The sequence below is a fragment of the Pseudomonas sp. R1-15 genome (genome assembly GCF_051132085.1).
In the GTDB taxonomy this organism is placed as follows: domain Bacteria; phylum Pseudomonadota; class Gammaproteobacteria; order Pseudomonadales; family Pseudomonadaceae; genus Aquipseudomonas.
Genome location: NZ_CP071660.1, coordinates 2,894,244 through 2,911,168, shown reverse-complemented (window position 1 = coordinate 2,911,168; position 16,925 = coordinate 2,894,244). Strand labels below are relative to the sequence as shown.

19 protein-coding genes are annotated in these 16,925 nt (G+C 61.9%); 12 read left to right on the top strand and 7 right to left on the bottom strand.

Going from position 1 to position 16,925, the window contains the following annotated elements; all coding sequences use genetic code 11:
* Nucleotides 1-2: 2 nt before the first annotated feature.
* A complete protein-coding gene (gene gspG, locus J3P97_RS13160; protein WP_434674412.1) occupies nt 3-452 on the bottom strand; it encodes a type II secretion system major pseudopilin GspG in 450 nt (149 codons plus the stop codon).
* Between the two features lie 148 nt (nt 453-600).
* Here gspG and gspI point away from each other — a divergent pair, with 148 nt between their 5' ends.
* On the top strand, nt 601-975 hold the full coding sequence (gene gspI, locus J3P97_RS13155; RefSeq protein ID WP_434674411.1) for a type II secretion system minor pseudopilin GspI: 375 nt from the start codon (nt 601-603) through the stop codon (nt 973-975).
* A gap of 145 nt (nt 976-1,120) precedes the next feature.
* Here the strand turns inward: gspI and J3P97_RS13150 are convergent, their stop codons facing one another.
* Nucleotides 1,121-1,549, bottom strand: a complete 429-nt coding sequence (locus J3P97_RS13150) for a type II secretion system protein N (RefSeq protein ID WP_434568453.1) — start codon at nt 1,547-1,549, stop codon at nt 1,121-1,123.
* 120 nt (nt 1,550-1,669) lie between these two features.
* Here J3P97_RS13150 and gspH point away from each other — a divergent pair, with 120 nt between their 5' ends.
* Nucleotides 1,670-2,119 carry a type II secretion system minor pseudopilin GspH gene (gene gspH / locus J3P97_RS13145; RefSeq protein WP_434674554.1) on the top strand — a complete coding sequence of 150 codons (450 nt, stop codon included), beginning with the start codon at nt 1,670-1,672 and terminating at the stop codon, nt 2,117-2,119.
* Nucleotides 2,116-2,727, top strand: a complete 612-nt coding sequence (locus tag J3P97_RS13140) for a type II secretion system protein GspJ (RefSeq protein ID WP_434674410.1) — start codon at nt 2,116-2,118, stop codon at nt 2,725-2,727. Before gspH ends, J3P97_RS13140 begins: the two co-directional genes overlap by 4 nt.
* Nucleotides 2,728-2,801: 74 nt before the next feature.
* Here the strand turns inward: J3P97_RS13140 and J3P97_RS13135 are convergent, their stop codons facing one another.
* Complete coding sequence (locus J3P97_RS13135) at nt 2,802-3,749, bottom strand: IS110 family transposase (RefSeq protein WP_434623735.1); 948 nt, start codon at nt 3,747-3,749, stop codon at nt 2,802-2,804.
* A gap of 410 nt (nt 3,750-4,159) precedes the next feature.
* Between J3P97_RS13135 and J3P97_RS13130 the strand changes: the two genes are divergently transcribed.
* Nucleotides 4,160-4,327 carry a hypothetical protein gene (locus J3P97_RS13130; RefSeq protein WP_434674605.1) on the top strand — a complete coding sequence of 56 codons (168 nt, stop codon included), beginning with the start codon at nt 4,160-4,162 and terminating at the stop codon, nt 4,325-4,327.
* A gap of 217 nt (nt 4,328-4,544) precedes the next feature.
* Here the strand turns inward: J3P97_RS13130 and J3P97_RS13125 are convergent, their stop codons facing one another.
* From J3P97_RS13125 to J3P97_RS13115, 3 genes are read right to left on the bottom strand one after another with little or no spacing between them, the layout of a single operon-like run.
* Entirely contained in the window at nt 4,545-5,486 is a 942-nt protein-coding gene (locus J3P97_RS13125) for a FecR family protein (protein WP_434674553.1), read from the bottom strand.
* A gap of 37 nt (nt 5,487-5,523) precedes the next feature.
* Complete coding sequence (locus tag J3P97_RS13120) at nt 5,524-6,069, bottom strand: sigma-70 family RNA polymerase sigma factor (protein WP_434600743.1); 546 nt, start codon at nt 6,067-6,069, stop codon at nt 5,524-5,526.
* Entirely contained in the window at nt 6,066-6,698 is a 633-nt protein-coding gene (locus J3P97_RS13115) for a TonB C-terminal domain-containing protein (protein ID WP_434600742.1), read from the bottom strand. The genes J3P97_RS13120 and J3P97_RS13115 overlap by 4 nt, the downstream gene beginning before the upstream one ends.
* 204 nt (nt 6,699-6,902) lie before the next feature.
* On the opposite strand from J3P97_RS13115, the gene J3P97_RS13110 reads away from it, so the two are divergent.
* The 8 genes from J3P97_RS13110 (at nt 6,903) to J3P97_RS13075 (ending at nt 15,848) form a co-directional block, all read left to right on the top strand.
* Entirely contained in the window at nt 6,903-7,244 is a 342-nt protein-coding gene (locus J3P97_RS13110) for a hypothetical protein (protein WP_434674409.1), read from the top strand.
* 367 nt (nt 7,245-7,611) lie between these two features.
* Entirely contained in the window at nt 7,612-9,789 is a 2,178-nt protein-coding gene (locus J3P97_RS13105; RefSeq protein WP_434674408.1) for a type VI secretion system Vgr family protein, read from the top strand.
* Nucleotides 9,790-9,806: 17 nt separating this feature from the next.
* Nucleotides 9,807-10,265 (top strand): DUF6484 domain-containing protein, encoded by a 459-nt coding sequence (locus tag J3P97_RS13100; protein WP_305501128.1) that lies wholly within the window; start codon nt 9,807-9,809, stop codon nt 10,263-10,265.
* Between the two features lie 15 nt (nt 10,266-10,280).
* Entirely contained in the window at nt 10,281-11,393 is a 1,113-nt protein-coding gene (locus J3P97_RS13095) for a DUF2169 family type VI secretion system accessory protein (protein WP_434674407.1), read from the top strand.
* The gene (locus J3P97_RS13090; protein ID WP_434674406.1) at nt 11,393-12,430 is read left to right on the top strand and encodes a hypothetical protein; all 1,038 of its coding nucleotides are present in this window, start codon (nt 11,393-11,395) and stop codon (nt 12,428-12,430) included. The genes J3P97_RS13095 and J3P97_RS13090 overlap by 1 nt, the downstream gene beginning before the upstream one ends.
* Entirely contained in the window at nt 12,430-13,620 is a 1,191-nt protein-coding gene (locus tag J3P97_RS13085; RefSeq protein ID WP_434674405.1) for a PAAR-like domain-containing protein, read from the top strand. The genes J3P97_RS13090 and J3P97_RS13085 overlap by 1 nt, the downstream gene beginning before the upstream one ends.
* A gap of 23 nt (nt 13,621-13,643) precedes the next feature.
* Nucleotides 13,644-14,567: a hypothetical protein gene (locus J3P97_RS13080; RefSeq protein ID WP_434674404.1), complete on the top strand. Its 924-nt coding sequence runs from the start codon at nt 13,644-13,646 to the stop codon at nt 14,565-14,567.
* A 33-nt stretch (nt 14,568-14,600) separates the two neighbouring features.
* Nucleotides 14,601-15,848 (top strand): TIGR02270 family protein, encoded by a 1,248-nt coding sequence (locus J3P97_RS13075; RefSeq protein ID WP_434674552.1) that lies wholly within the window; start codon nt 14,601-14,603, stop codon nt 15,846-15,848.
* 34 nt (nt 15,849-15,882) lie between these two features.
* Here the strand turns inward: J3P97_RS13075 and J3P97_RS13070 are convergent, their stop codons facing one another.
* Complete coding sequence (locus tag J3P97_RS13070; RefSeq protein ID WP_434674403.1) at nt 15,883-16,887, bottom strand: NAD(P)-dependent oxidoreductase; 1,005 nt, start codon at nt 16,885-16,887, stop codon at nt 15,883-15,885.
* Nucleotides 16,888-16,925 lie beyond the last annotated feature (38 nt).

Genomic DNA, 16,925 nt, shown 5'->3' with positions numbered 1-16,925 from the left:
CCTTATAACTGCCAGGAGCCGATGTCGGCGTTCACACCGTCGCCGTCAGGCTGGCCGTCGGCACCGAGGGAAAAGATATCGACCTCGCCGTTCGCGCCAGGATTGAGATAGTTGTAGGGGCGGCCCCACGGATCATTGGGCAAGCGGTCCAGGTAGGAACGCCAGGTGCTGTTCTTGGCATCGGCCGGCCGCTCCACCAATACCTTGAGACCCTGGTTCATGCTGGGATAGCTGCCGTTATCGAGGCGATAAAGCTTCAGGGCCTGCATCAACCCGCCGATGTCCTGCTTTGCCGCCGTGGCACGGGCCTGGTCAGGTCGATCAAGAACCTTGGGCACTACCATCGCCGCGAGAATGCCGAGGATGACCACCACGACCATGATCTCGATCAGGGTGAAGCCCCGCTGCGCGCGTGGGCCTCGGGAACGGGCGTAACAAGGGGCGATGTGCATCTCGACAGTCCTTCCTGGATTCGATTCGAGGCGCAGTGTTGCAAGAAAATATGTCAGCGATATTGAAATTGCTCAGGAGCTTGCGTCGTCAATCTGTAAAGAACATTGCTCAGGCTTGGGTACTGCTTTCGCCCCCTCGAGCCGACCGATGTCACGCCCAGCCCCACAAGCCGGTTTCACCCTGATTGAAGTGCTGGTGGCCCTGGCGATCATTGCCGTGGCCATGTCTGCCGCGGTGCGCGTGGCGGCGGTGATGACCCAGAGCAACGGCTTGCTGCGAGACAAGTCCATCGCCTTGCTGACGGCTCGCAGCCAATTGGCGCAATTGCGCCTGGAGGGACACGTGACGCCGGGGATGAAAGTTTTTGAATGCGATCAGGGTCGCTTGCTGCTGCGTTGCGAGCAGAACCTGCGCCCGGCGGAAAATGGGCGAATGCTGCGGATCGAGCTGAGCGTATCCGACCGCAACCGCGAGGCGCCGCCCTTGGCTCGGCTGGAGACCTTGCTCAGTCGGGAAAAATAACCGGTTGCACACGATCTTTCTGTGGCGAGGGGATTTATCCCCGTCGGGCTGCGTAGCAGCCCCTTTTCAGGCCGACAACCGAGTGGATATTCAGTTTTGGGGCTGCTGCGCAGCCCAGCGGGGATAAATCCCCTCGCCACAAAGTTCAGCGGAGCAGCGACGGTAAACTCACCGAATCCGGCAGCCGCGCCAGTTCCAGCCGGGTCTGTTCGCCGCCGCGTTCGATCACCACGGCCTGCGCCTCGATCGCTACCAGCCTTACCCCTTGGGCTACCCGCTCGCCGGCCAGGAAACTGCGCGGTGGTCCGTCGTTGAGACTCAGGATCGCCACCGCGCCGCGGGCGCCGGCCATCACCCCGCTGACCTTGATATCCACCGCCGCCGGTTGGTTGGAAAACCACTGCAACGCAGGACTGTCGGAACGCTCGGCCAGGCGTTGCGGGGCCACGTCCGGGGTGCGCGACTCGGCGGATGTCAGCAGCAGAGAAGACCAGGTCGCCACGCCGGCCAACGCTGCCACCAGTCCCAGCGCCTGGACGATATGCGCCGGGGAGACTCGTTCCGTGAACGTCATGTCCTGATCTCCTTGTTTGATTCCAGCGTCCAGCGTACGCGTCAATTCTCTCCGTTTTATTTCACATCCTTATCATCTTCAGCGTGCACGATGATCACTAACGCAAAGGAGCGCGCCCGGATGCACGGCAAGCAACGCGGTTTTACCCTGATCGAATTGATGGTGGTGCTGGTGATCGTCGGCATCGCCAGCGCGGCCGTGAGCCTGAGCATCAAGCCGGACCCGGCGAAGCTGCTGCGCCAGGATGCCGAACGGCTGGCCCAGCTGCTGCAACTGGCCCAGACGGAAGCCCGCGCCGACGGGCGACCGATCACCTGGCGCTGGGACGCCAAGGGCTTCGGCTTCAGTCGCCGCCCGGACCAGGGCGCAGGACTGGACCGCTTCAATGAAGACCCGCAGCTGCGCCCGCGACGGTGGCAAAGCCCGTCCATGGAGGTACGTGTGGAACCTCGGCAACGCGTGGTGCTCAATGCCGAATGGATCGGCGTGCCGCTACAGATCCGCTTGTCAGACGGCCAGAACAGTTTCACTGTGCAACGCAGCGCCGCCGGTCGGGTATGGGTTCAATGAGCGGCCGGGAGGCAGGCTTCACCTTGCTTGAAGTCATGGTGGCGATCCTGCTGATGGCGGTGATCAGCCTGATCGCGTGGCGCGGGCTGGACAGCGTGACCCGCGCCGACAGCCACTTGCAGGCCAGCACCGAGCAGACCGAAGCCTTGCTGCGGGTACTGAACCAGCTGGAGCGCGATGTGGCCCTGCGGGCTGGCGTCGAGTTGAGCGAACCGCTCAAGCCGGGTATCGACAACGAGCCCTCGACCGCCCCGCCCGCCCTCACCCTGCGCAGCACCGAAGGCCAGGGTTTTCGCCTTGACGTTATCCGTGAGGCCGCCGATCAGGGCGGTGGCTTGCAACGGGTACGCTGGTGGCTCAAGGGCGACACACTTTATCGCGCCCAGGGCCAGGCTCGCAGCCGCTACCCTCTACCGGCGCCGGGTGCAGGCGTGGCTGTGTTGAGTGAAGTCAGCGATGCGGGGCTGCGATTCTGGGACAGGGAAAAGGGCTGGCGCAAACTCAGCGGCAACCGGCAGGAAGATCCACTGGGCATCGAGATCAGCTTGACCCGGCAGACACCGCAAGGGCCGGAGAAATATCGGCAGGTGCTGGGGCCGTTGGAGTAGCCCGCCCTTCGAGATTGTTGGAGCGGGGTTGCTCGCGTTTCCCTGTGGGAGATTCTATGGTGCGGGACTAGCCCCTAAATGCCTTTTGGTAAGTATTCGCTCTGGTTCTTCAACAGAGCGAATACCACTCGGGCAAGCTTGCGGGCCAGCGCTACCAATGCCTCGGTTGTGCTGAGCCCTCGGGACCTCAAACCCTCGTAAAATCCCTTCCACGCCGCCGTGCGACTCGCCGACATCGCGGCGTTGTGCATCAATCGGCGTGCCTCCGGATCACCTCGCTTAGACAGGCAGCGGCGTCCCTTCTTTTTTCCCGAGTCCGATATGCGCAGGTCCAGACCCAGAAAAGCGATGAAGGCATCGGCATTTCTGAAATCTCCACGTTGAAACGACGTGAGCAAACGGGCACCGCTTAACAGACCGATGCCTTCGACTTTCATGCAGCGCTTGAGCTGACTGCCCAAACCGGCTGCATCCAACTGCGTCTGGATTGTTTTCTCAAGCAAAATCTCGAGTCTTTGCATTGCCTTTATCTGGTTCTCAAAGGCCGTTTTGAGCAACGGTTCGTTTGACCAGCTTTGCTTGAGGCTGACACGCGCCTGAACCAAGGCTGCCCGTCGCCGGAAAAGGCTTATAAGCCTGCAATACAGGGGCGATGGCGGGGACCAAGGGTGCAACTGGTGGCCTTCGTTGTTCAAGTAGCGAGCCAACAACCGAGCATCCAGCGCATCGGTTTTAGCGCGCACTTTCACACCTTTGCGGTAATGACTGAGTTCGTAACCGCCGATCATATAAATCACACAGCCATGCGCATAAGCCAGATCGGCGAAGTCCTGGTGATAGATATTAGTGGCTTCGATGGCGACATCCACTGGCGCAGGTAATGCCTTGAGCCACTTTTTGATATCAGCTTTGGTGTTGGGGATCGTTTCGAGTCGATCGGATTGGGCGTGATAAATCACCAACTCATCTTTGGCGACATCCACACCTACGATCGGCTGGGCGGTGGCGACGGGCATTGCCATTGAAAATCCTCCGGGCTAAGGTTTGAACACTTGAAGGGTTCACCCAGAGGCGCAGGCTTGTTCCTATCGTCGGTCTAGGCCAGATGCATTCTTTATCGGCGCTTGGGTGAAAGGAGGAGGGGTGAAATCTCCCACGGTCTGTACTGCGGCTAACAGTCAGAATCGAGCCTAGTCCCTCCTCCTCCCTTCAAGTCCTACCATACAAGCGAGCTTGCTCGCGATGGCGGCCTGAGAGTCGGCCAGGGTTTCGTTGACTGGGTACATATCCGTTGCTGCGGTAACGGCTGCTTAGGGTTCCGCCCTTACGGCGGGTCACTTTTGGAAAGAGCGCCAAAAGTAACCAAAAACGCTCTGCCCCACCACTCGGCACCTCGCCTGGGCTCGGTGTGCCCTCACTCCGGCATTGCTCCGTGGGCCGCCGCGAAGGGCCATCCATGGCCCAGCGCGGCTATCCTGGCATCCATGCCAGGATGCCCACTGCGCAATGCCTGCGTTCGGCCAGCGTGGTTAACGGGGCGTCTCAGATCAAGATCAAGATCAAGATCAAGATCAGGATCAAGAGCGAGGCGGGCTGGTAGGCAGCCTGCCTCTTCTGCTTTACCCCGATCTAACTGTGGGAGCGAGCCTGCTCGCGAAGAGGCCGGCACAATCAACATCTTCATCGACCATGCCACCGCCTTCGCGAGCAGGCTCGCTCCCACAGGGGGGTTGTGTCGCCTGCAATTGCTTGGTTGAACGCGAGCCGACTGTGGGAGCGAGCCTGCTCGCGAAGAGGCCGGCCCAGGCGCCGCTGAACTAACTCAACACCACCACCCCACCCGGCAACTCGGTGCACTTGGCACCATAGGCATCGCGAATCAGCAGCGCCACCCCAGCCAGTTGATCGAGGCGGAAACGGGCCTGGACCTTGCGCAAGCCCAGCTCGCGATTGAGTAACAGCAGCATGCCCGGCCGATAACGGTTGATCTCGTCGATGACGCTGGCCAGGGTCGCATCGTTGAACACCAGCACCTGTTCGCGCCAGGCAACGGCGGCGGATACATCGGCGGCCTGTGGGCTGCTGACCTGGCGGGTGTCGTACGTCAATTGCATGCCCGGCTCGAGGCGAAACAGCCGGCCCTGCACCTGGACCTGCACGACGCCCTCCAGACAGGTTGCGCAGACGCTCTGATCGATGTAGCGAAGATTGAACCGGGCCCGCGCGGCGCTGATCCAACCGGCGCCGGCCTGGACGTTGATCGTCGCGGTGCTACCGCCGGACACTTCGACTTCGCCGGCGAGCAATTCCAGGCCCTGCCCGCCCTCGGCCAGCGCCAGGCGGCTGAGGCGAGTCTGGGTATTGAGTTCCAGGCTCACGCCATCGCCCAGCTCGACCCGGCGCTGTTCGCCCACTTCGGTGACGTAGTCCGCAGCGAGCCCGGAAACGCCACCCGGCACCGTGGCGCGGATCAGCAAGAAGCCCGCGGAGGCGGCCAGCGCGCCACCGAGCAACGCCCGACGGCCAAAATGCCGAGGCCCCTGCACCGCTTCGGCGGCCGGTCGCAGCCCATGCCACAGCGCCTTGGCCTGCTCGAACGCCTGCGCATGTTCGGCGCTCTGTCCGCACCATTGGCGCAAGGCGCGGGCATCGGCGACGGTGGCGCGTCCCGAGGTCAGCAGGATCAACCAGTCATGGGCCTCGCCGGCCAGTCTGGCCTCGGGCGTATCGTCAGGGGACGCGATGCTGAAGATGTTCAAGCGCACACACACTCATGAATGGGTCGGGTCTCTACTCTCAAGACGGTTTTCCCGCGCCGGGACCGAACCGCTGAATGACTTTTCTTTCCAGGCGCAGGGCGCAATGCCCCAACGCAGCCTTGATTTCCTTTTCCACCATGCGCGTGGAAATACCGAAACGCTGGGAGATCTCCAGGTGCGGGGCCTCTTCCAGGCGCGCGGCAATGAAAATCCTGCGGCGCCGCGCCGGCAACTCGTACAAGGCCTTAAGCAGGGTCTGCAACTCTTTCTGGCCACCCACCACCCGAGCCGGGTCCAGCGCTTCGTCGCAGATTTGCAGCAGCTCTTCGATCTCGCTGCCGGTGAGCAGACGAGCATCGGACTGCCGGCGGTCGGCGGCAATGTTCAGGGCCATGCGATAGAGGTAGGCGTTAGGCTGGACGATCTCCGGCGTGTCGCCCATGCGGTCGACCCGCAGGTAGGTTTCATGCAGCACATCGTTGGCCAGTTCCTCGGAACCCAGGCGCCTGCGCAGGCGCACCTTGAAATCCTCATAGGAGGTGAGGAACAGCTTGACCATCGGGCTGCGGCCAGCGTCTTTCATTGCCCGAACACCTCTTCCCCTGCTGTGCATTCCATGCTTTTTCCTGATGAATCGGGTAACAAAAGCAGGGTCACCGGCTGGCGCAGCGAACTGGGCGCCGGACGGTCGATCCTGAGGTTCTGCAAACTGTTGACCAAGGCTTTGTCACGCAACACATCACCCGTGGAACTGACCAGCCGACTGTTTTGCACCACGCCGTCGCGTCCGATCCACACTTGCAACAACGCGCGAAAACTGCCCGGTCGGGTCAATGGCGAACGGCACAGGTTGCGCTGGATGACCGCCTGGATCGTTGCCGCATAGTTGTTGTCGCTCAATCCGGCTGTGGCGCCCGGCGGTAATGGCACCTCGCGAACCTGTACCGGTTGCAAGGTGAATGCATCCGCACGGGCATACTGCGCCGCCAGCCCGGTACCACTGAGCAGAACAGTCAGCCCTTGGGCAGGCGTGAACAGCCCCTGGACGCCCATCGTCTGGCGCCGGTTCGACAAGGCGTGATCCACCAGCACCGCCATGCCTGTGGCCCGACTGAATTGCTCCAGTGCCGGGGCCAGTTCCTGAGGCGCAATGTCCAGGTCCACCATGCCGACTGCCTGGGCCGGCCCGGCTAGCAGACACCACGCCACCATCAGCCACCCCAAGGGCGCCCTGGCCAATCCACGCCTGCGTCCGCCCCCGGTTATGCCCTGCTGCACGACTGACGTATCCGTTGAAAAACGTCATCCTGATGGGTGTTTATGAATGTCGTATGACACCCGACACAAATCCCGCGCGCGGCACTAGACTGGTGTCGAAACGATGAGCCACCACCGTGGCGGGCCAGGAGGTCAACGATGAAACAGTGGATGAGCATGACAGCCGGAATCGGCTTGCTGATGACTTTGCCCGGGGTCCAGGGCGAAGAAGCCCCGGCCTGTATCGAGGTGACTGTCGGCGGCTACAAGACACCGGATTACAACTGCCTGAGCCGCCAGATGGGCAACGACCCCGAGACCGCCGCCGCTGCGCAACACGCGCAGGACAGGCTGGATGTGCCGGTCGACAGACGCGCACCGAACAGTGTCGGCCTCGCGACGCCGGCAGCCACCGGCGTACGCATGGGCAACACTTTTGGCACGTCGGTCAAGCCCCAGCGACCGCCTGCTCCCGTACCTGATTCGCCGCTGCCCAGATAGACGCTTTTTCTGAAGCGACAGTTTGCCTGCGCTCGCTTGCGCAGTGGCCGCGACGCCACGAGTCGCCATACGCATAGAACAGCTGTCCTATGTGCGTTATTCAGAATGGCTGCTATAACCAATAAGACTAAATGGATAGCCTCCACTTATCGATACGGTGGAGGTTTGGATGATTCGCGTAAAAGGATCCATTGCGCGTTCGCTTTGGCTGGATAGATTCAAGGCCGATATGGAGATCCCCCTGTGGTGTATGTACAACTATCTGAGCAAAGCGCCACACCCCTTGATTCTGCCTGCCTGGCTGAGGACGCTGCCCAGTCTCCTGAACGGCTGACTGCCGCTCGCACGTGAGCCAGGGGACGCCGTAATGGCAATCACGCAAAACAACCGGTTGGTGCAGGTCGACAGTCCCCTCGGCGGCGATGTCCTGCTGCTGCAAAGCATGGACGGCAGCGAAGAGCTGGGGCGGTTGTTCCATTACGAGCTGGACCTCACCTCCGAAGACCGGGCGATCAAGTTCGACCAGTTGCTGGGCAAGCCGATGGGCCTGACCCTCGAGCTCTATGACGGAGGCAAACGTTATTTCCACGGTATTGTCAGCACCTGTCGACAGCTGACCGGGCACGGGCAGTTCGCCGGGTATCGCGTCAGCCTGCGGCCCTGGTTCTGGCTGCTCACCCGCACCTCGGATTGCCGGATCTTCCAGAACAAGACCGTGCCGGACATCATCAAGCAGGTATTTCGCGATCTCGGCTTCTCCGACTTCGAAGACAGCCTGAGCGGCAGCTACCGCGAGTGGGAATATTGCGTGCAGTACCGCGAGACCAGCTTCGATTTCGTCAGTCGGCTGATGGAGCAGGAAGGCATCTATTACTACTTCCGCCATGAAAAGTCCCGCCATGTACTGGTGCTGGCCGATGCCTACGGCGCTCATTCCACGGCGGCGGACTACGCGTCGGTGCCCTTCTATCCGCCCGATCGGCAGATGCGCGAGCGCGACCATTTCTACGATTGGCAGATGGCCCGTGAAGTGCAACCCGGCTCGCTGGCGCTGAACGACTATGACTTCCTGCGGCCGCGCGCCAGCCTTGAGGTGCGCTCCAGTGTGCCGCGCAACCACAGCAATGGCGAATACCCGCTCTTCGACTACCCCGGTGAGTACGTCCAGAGCAACGATGGCGACCACTATGCGCGAACCCGCATTGAAGCCATCCATAGCCAGTTCGAGCGCGTGCAGCTACGTGGCCGCGCTCGCGGGCTGGGTTCCGGCCATTTGTTCACGCTGACCGGTTATGACCGCGCGGACCAGAACCGCGAATACCTGATAGTCGTCGCACGCTACCAGATCCGCCAGGAAGCCTACGAAAGCGGGCAGCAGGAACAGGCTGAACAGTTCGTCAGCGAGTTGGACTGCATGGATGCCAGCCAGGCGTTTCGCCCCCTCCCCGTCACGGCCATGCCGATTGTCCGCGGTCCACAGACCGCGGTGGTGGTGGGTCCCAGTGGCGAGGAGATATGGACAGACCAGTATGGTCGGGTCAAGGTGCATTTCCATTGGGATCGCCATGATCAGTCCAACGAAAACAGCTCCTGCTGGATTCGCGTCTCACAGGCCTGGGCCGGCAAGAACTGGGGCTCGGTGCAGATTCCTCGAATCGGCCAGGAAGTCATCGTCAGCTTCCTCGAAGGCGACCCGGACCGGCCGATCATCACTGGCCGCGTCTACAACGCTGAACAGACCCTGCCTTACCAACTGCCGGCCAACGCCACTCAGAGCGGCGTGAAAAGCCGATCGAGCAAGGACGGCACGCAGGCCAACTTCAATGAAATCCGCATGGAAGACAAAAAAGGCGCGGAGCAGCTGTTCATTCACGCCGAGAAGAACCAGGACATCGAGGTCGAGAACGACGAAACCCATTGGGTCGGCCATGATCGCAGCAAGACCGTCGACAACGATGAAACCGTGCAGGTCAAACACGACCGTACCGAAACGGTAGGCAATAACGAAACCATTTCCATCGGCGTCGACCGCACCGAGGATGTCGGCAGCAATGAAAAGATCAGCATCGGCGCGAATCGCACCGAACGGGTCGGCAGCAACGAAACCATCACCATCGGCGCGGACCGCACGGAAAAAGTCGGCGCGAACGAAAAAATCAGCATCGCCAGCAACCGCACCGAGGACGTCGGTGGCAACGAGACCATCGACATCGCGGGCAACCGTAATGAAACGGTGCAGGGCAACGAAGGGGTCGAGATCAACGGCAACCAGAGCACCCGGATCGGCCAGAACGAATCCCGCGACGTTGCCCAGAACCGCAGCACGGGGATCAAACAGAACGACAGCCTGGATGTGGGCAAGCATTTCGTGCTCAACGCCGGCGACTCGATCAGCCTGACTACCGGCGCCGCCAGCATCACCATGAAGAAGGACGGCAGCATCGTCATCAAGGGCAAGAACATCACCGTCGATGGCTCTGGCGCCATCAACATCAAGGCCAACAAGAATGTGGTCGTCAAAGGCCAGAAAATTCTGCAGAACTGAGCCACGGAGCAGGCGTCATGACCGTTGAATATCATCTCCCCGTATCTTCCACCGCCACGCCGACGCGCGTGGATGGCGTCGTGATCGGGGTGCTGCTGGACGTACCCACGCCGGACGCTCCGGTCGTGGCCTTCCCCGGCTGTCCCGGCGAAACCGGCCTCGCCGCGCGCACCACCACCGCGCTCTGTCGTGACGACATCGGCGCCCAGGTCGCGCTGATGTTCGAGGCCGGTGACCCGGCCCGGCCGCTGGTGATCGGCCGCATCCAGCGCCTGCCGGCAAGCGCAACGCCAACGGTCGCCCACCTCGATGGCGAGCGGCTGGAGTTCAGCGCGAAACAGGAGATCGTCCTGCGTTGCGGCAAGGCCAGCATCACCCTCACCCGCGCGGGCAAGGTGATCATCCGGGGCACCTACCTCTCCAGCCGCTCCAGCGGGGTCAACCGCATCAAGGGCGGCTCGGTGCAAATCAACTGACAGGTAAGTCGCCTCATGGAACTGCTCAACGCCAGCAAACTGCAGGCTGCCTATACCCTGGGCATGGCGAGCGACGGCCGCGAATCCCTGGTCGTCGTGGCCAAGGGCACCTTCGATTTGCCGCTGGACGGGCGTGCCGCGACCCTCGCAGACATCCAGCAACCGCTGCTGATGGCCGACACCTTCTTCGGCGAGCCGGGCCTCAGCGCGCCACGAGAGGAAATGGACTTCGCCCCGATCAAGCCATTCTGCGACGTGCTGGTATCGGGCAAAGCTTATGCACCGGGTGGTCGGCCGGTGACGCAGTTGACTGCCGGTATTCGTGTCGGTCGGGTGAGCAAGGCTTTTTCAGTGTTCGGTCCCCGGCAGTGGCAACTGGGAATCTCAGGTATTCATGCCGGCTCACCGCAGCCTTTCACCGTGCAGGCTATCTCCTATGCCCAGGCTTTCGGCGGTTCTCATCCCATGGAGAACATCCCCGACATGCGTCATTGCTACCAGGACAACCCGAGCGGTTGCGGCTGGTATCCAGACAGTTGCGACGACGCTGACATCGTCGGTCGACCGATGCCGAACACCGAGGAACCGGGCAAGCCGATCGACAGCCCTTCTGGCGATTTCCGCCCCATGGCCCTCGGGCCAATTGGGCGCAGTTGGCCGCAACGTGCGCGCTTCGCCGGTACTTACGACGATGCCTGGCTGGCCGATTGTTTTCCGTTCCTGCCTGGGGATTTCGACAACCGCTATTTCCAGGCAGCGCCTGAAGACCAGCAAACCGATTACCTGCGCGGCGGCGAAGAGGTGTTGTTGCTGAACCTAACGTCCCAGGAGCGGGCAGGCTTTCGCATTCCCGAAATGGCTGTGCCGGTGACTTTTTTTATGAAAAAAGGCGGCCATGAAACGGTCTCGGCGGTGATCGACACCTTGCTGATCGACACTGACGCCCGCCAGGTGCAACTGACCTGGCGGATTTCCCGTCCGCTACGGCGCAACATTTTCGAGATTGCCCAGGTGCTGGTCGGGACGATGTCCACGGCTTGGTGGCGTGCGCGTGAATTAGGCAAGGAGTACTACCCGTCGCTGGGCGCCCTGGTCAAGGCCAAACGTGCTCCTGAGGAAACCGATTGATGAGTGCTCTGTGCGTCATCGGTTCGGGGATGGTCAGCGCTGTTGGCCTCAGCGCACCGGCCAGCTGCGCGGCGATCCGCTGCGCCATCGACAACTTCCAGGAAACCCGCTTCATCGACCGCGGCGGCGAGTGGATCATTGGCGCCAGCGTACCTTTGGAACAGCCCTGGCGCGGTCGCACCAAGCTGATCAAGATGGCTGCCGGTGCCATTGGCGAAGCATTGCAGAGCATTCCCGGCGTCGATCCGGAAAAGACGCCGCTGTTGCTGTGCGTGGCGGAAGCCGAGCGTCCCGGACGCCTGAGCGGCCTGGATAAGGGGCTGTTGCAGGCCATCGAAACGGAGCTGGGGCTGCGCTTCCATCCTGACTCCAGCGTCATTGCCCGGGGACGGGTCAGTGCTGCCGTGGCCCTGCTCGATGCGCGCACGCTGATCTACCAGGGCGGTCGTCGCCACGTACTGGTTGCCGGCGTCGATTCCTTTCTGGCAGGAGCGACGTTGACCGCCTTCGAAGCGCGCGAGCGCCTGCTCACCAGCCAGAACTCCAACGGTTTCATTCCCGGCGAAGGCGCCGCTGCCGTGGTGCTGGCCGCCCCGGTCGCCAGCGAAACGCCGCAGTTAACCTGCATCGGCCTGGGTTTCGGCCTGGAACAGGCCACGGTGGAATCCGAAGACCTGCCGCTGCGCGCCGAAGGCCTGACCCAGGCTGTACGCGCAGCGCTGAACGAAGCGGGCTGCGGCCTGGAGCAGATGGATTATCGCCTGACGGATATTTCCGGCGAACAGTACTACTTCAAGGAGGCTTCCCTGGCCTTGAGTCGCAGTCTGCGGGTGCGCAAGGAGTTCTTCCATCTCTGGCATCCGGCGGATTGCATCGGCGAAGTCGGTGCGGCCATCGGCCCGGCAATGCTCGCCGTGGCCCTCGCTGCCAGTCGCAAGGGCTACGGCGAAGGGCCGAATATTTTCTGCCACCTGGGCAACGATGCCGGCGAGCGCGCGGCCGCACTGCTCAGCTACCGGATTGTGAGGGCTGCCTGATGGCCAACGAAGTCTTTGCCAACAACATGGAAGTTTCCTGCAAGGCGGCCGACGGCAAGTCGATCGCCTGTTTCCCGGATGTCTGCTTCACCCCTCCGCAGGCCCCGCCCACCCCGCTCGGCGTGCCCATCCCCTACCCCAACACCGGCATGGCCAAGGACACAACCAAGGGCAGTCGAACGGTCAGGATCAGCGGCAAGGAAGTGATGCTCAAGGACAAGAGCTTTTTCAAGACCAGTTATGGCGACGAGGCTGGGAACGCGCCCAAAAAAGGCATCGTCACCAGCCGGAACAAGGGCAAGGTGTATTTCACCTCCTGGTCGATGGATGTGAAATATGAAGGCAAGAATGTTGTTCGGCACATGGATCTGACTACTCATAACCATGCTTCTCAGCCCGGGAATACGGTGCCTTGGCCTTATGCTGACCGAATGGCATTGGCCGAGGAGCTGGGGCAATGCGAAAGTGAAAGAGCGCGAGCAAACGAGGCTTGCAAGGGCACCAACAAGGAAACGAGCTGCCCGGATACGGACAAGCTGAAAAACGCCATCAAGGCCCGCAGCGATGCGAAAAAAACCGCCGGCGACAGCTTTAAAACCGACCCAGCCTATCTGGCGGCACACACGGGAGTCCAAGGTGAATATTCGTCCTTGGCGACGTCGATCAATGCCAACGATTGCCAAAAGGCGTTGCGCTGTTTCCTTGCCCCGTACAAGCCCAACAGGTGCTGCCCGGGACAGACAGGTGACCACCTCATCGACTCCGCGTCTTTTACCAACGGGCCGGCGTCCGTCGGGCAGCCCAGGAACCAGCACCCGACAAAAGATGGCTGGAGCAAATACAAGACCGACAAGGCCCCGGTGATGTGCGTCGAGGGGCCCAACCAGACCACTGCCACCCACGGCCAGATGCACACCCGCCGTGGCGTGGTGGCTTTGCACGAGGCTGATGCAAAAGGTGAATGGTCGAGGGCCAAAGCCACAACCACAGGGGCGCTGGCTGCCAGGAGAACCTTCCCGGACTCCGAATGTTCTCAGGAGTGCTTGGAAGCACAGTTGAACAGGTATCACGATGAAGCCAAGGACGACGGTGTGGAGAAACCGATCAACGCCAGCGTTTCAATGACCAGCGATCCACTTGAGCGCGCAAAGGCTGCGGCCGAGATGATCGGAGTCGTATCCCGCCGTTAATCTACTTACATCAGAGGATCAACATGGACACTCAAGACTCGCCCTTCCAAGGACTCAGCATCGGCACAGGAGTTGTGCGCTACTCGGACCTCGGTTATTTGATCGCAACGCACGACGTCGCTATCAGCGAAGGCTACCTGGATTCAATATTAATCACTTTGGATTGTGGAGCCTGGGGCGCAGCTGCAGTGCCGTGGCTTGCCTGTTCCGGGACGGTCTGCCATGTACCGATCGAACGGTACCTGATGCTCGGCACCGATGGAACTGTAGAAGCCAGTGGCGGCGGTACGGTTAACACTGAAAGCATCGCGAGTGGCGGCGTCGACCCCAAAAAACGCGGCCCTCTGCGCGAAATCCGTGGCATCGCCAAAGGCCGCGCCTACGCCGTAGGCACCTGCCGCCAAGCCTACGTTCGCGACGGCGAGGACCAGTGGCGCTGCATCGACCAGAGCGCCCAGGTGGGCGACACGCCCATCACCGACACCAGCTTCGAATCCATCGACGGGTTCAGCGAGCAGGAAATCTATACCGTCGGTTGGGAAGGCGAAATCTGGAAATACGACGGCTCCGTCTTTACGCAGCAGAACAGCCCGACCAACCTGGCCCTCTACAAGGTTCGCTGCGCGTCGGACGGTTTTGCCTATGCCTGCGGCCAACTCGGGACCTTGCTGCGCGGGCGCAATGACCAATGGGAAGTGATCGACCACGAAAGCACCCGGGAAGACCTCTGGGGCATGGAGTATTTCGACGGCCATCTGTACGTGTCTTCCACCCATTTCATCTATCGCCTGGAAGATGGCCAGCTCATCCCCGTCGATTTCGGCGATGACGCACCGCGCACCTGTTATCACCTGAGTGCAGCCGACGGGATCATGTGGTCCATCGGGCCCAAGGACGTGATGGAGTTCGACGGTACAAACTGGAAACGGTGCCTGCAAATTGACTGACCCGACCCGCCCAAGCCTCGGCGGCGACGCATGATGAAGACATTGCCCGTCGTCCTTGACCTGCACGTCGAGGAAGCCGCGTTCCTCGCGATCCTGCGCGACTACGCATTACGCGCCCCCCACTATGACCTCGACGACCTGGGCAAACTGGAGGAGCGCATCGAGGCTCACCTCGATGGCTTGCGGATCGCCGGACCAACCGGCCTGGAAATCCTGCTGGCCCAGCTCGGTCCCGACGCTGTCGGCGAGATGTTCGCCAGCGTGGTGCTGGCCTTCGAGGCGGCCGAGGCCAAGGTGCTGTCGCGGCTCAGCGAGCATCTGCGCAGTGCGGTGGAAACCGAGCGTGGTTATCTGATGGCCCTGGGGTGGCTGGACTGGCAACAGCTATCGCCCTGGATCGAGCGCATGCTCGCCGCTCCGGAGCCGCTGTTCCGTCGTCTCGGCCTGGCCGCCTGCGGCATGCATCGCCGCGATCCTGGCCCGGCCCTGCTTGCCGGACTGTCCGAGGCTGAGCCAAGCGTGCTGGCGCGTGCCGTGCGCACGGCTGGCGAGCTGCGACGTCGGGACCTGCTGCCGGAAACTCGCGCCCACCGTCTGCATGAGGACGCGGCCACGCGCTTCTGGGCCAATTGGGCCACCGCCCAGATGGGCGACCAGCAGGCCCTTGAGCCTCTGCGTCAATTTGCCGAGCAACCGGGCGAGTTTCAGTATCGCGCGCTTTGCGTATTGTTGGCCTGGCAGGACCGCGAACCCAGCATCGCCTGGATACGCCAGTGCGTGCAGGATCCCAGGGATAGGCGCTTGGGCATCCAGGCCCTGGGACTGCTGGGCGATCCGGTCAGCATCCCGTGGTTGATCCAGCAGATGAACGACCTGCCTTACGCCCGGGTCGCTGGCGAAGCTTTCAGCCTCATCACCGGCGCCGACCTGGCGCTGCTCGACCTGGAGTTGCGCAGCTCACCGGACTTCGTCGCAGGGCCGAACGATGACCCTGAGGACTCGAATGTCGCCATGGACCCCGATGAGAACCTGCCCTGGCCCGACCCGTCGGCAATCGAGGCTTGGTGGCAGGCCAATGGCGGACAATTCCAGGTGGGGGCTCGTTACATGCTGGGGCTGGCCCACAGCGAACGCAGCTTTGAGCAAGCCCTCGTCCGGGGCCAGCAACGCCAGCGCGTAGCCGCTGCCTGCGGCCTCGCCGGCTTTCGACCGGATGAAGTGCTCTTTCCAACCAGTGCACCGGTCTTGCGGCAACAAAGACTCTTGAAAATTACCCCGTGACCCCGTGGCGAGGGAGCTTGCTGATCGAGCTACATCACAGCTGAAGCTGGCGAAGCTCACCCCCCTCCTGCTCCAGACGCCGCAGATACGCGCTGGCGTCCAGCAGTTGATAAGGGAAATAAAGCCCTGGCGGCGTCGATGGTTGGCCGTCCAGACCGAGCAGACGCTCCAGGAGCATTGCCACACTGAGGCCGGTCAGCGGTGCAGTGCCCGCTGGGTGAACGACGGCATGACGGGTGCGCAGCGGTTTGCCGTTGAGGTCTTCGCCGGCAAGTTCGATGAGTATCTCGGTGGACATCGGCCTGCCTTGACGTCGGGTTGAGCTGACCCCGATGCCAATGTTGAATTGAACATCAGGCGCACCTGTAGCGGTGGCCAGGCCGGCGACATCAATCGACGAAAAGCCTGAGGCCTCGATCTGCGTACCATCCACAGCGTGGAAGCCGGCCTTGGAGTCCTCGCCTTCGCGCCAGACGAACACCCCGTCGCGTCGCGTCAACGCGGCAGGCAACATTTTGTTCAGGTGTTCAAAGTCGCTGGCGACGGTCGGCCCGCCGGTGTCCTGTTCATCGACCAGCGCGTTGATGCTGATCTCCTGGACTCGGCTGAACGCCTGGGCACAGCTCAATGTAGCCACCGTCGTCGCGCCTGCCATCCATTCGTAGCCCAGGACTATGGGCGAAGCATCGGGCATGTGCATGTACGTGGCGATTTCCGGCGCGATCTCGAAAATTCCGGAAGAAATGCTGAGGTGCGGCACCCCACGCTTTTGTGCATAGCGCAATCCGGCCATCGCGTGGTCCATATAAAAGACCACAACCCCGCTGACCGGGCGAGCGCCAAGTCCCAGGTCGTCCGCAGTGGAATCGATCACCACGCCCTGCGCCCCGCCAATTTCCTTAGCGGCCTGCCGAGCCTTGGCAAGGTCACGGCCGCCGATCAACAGCGGTACGTCGGGATGAGCGGCGCGCAGCGCTCGGGCAGTCTGGTGACCAATGGCGCCGGAACCACCCATGAACAAGATAGGATCAAGTGACATCGTGAGTTCTCCTCGTTTCTGGACTAAAACCTACTGTT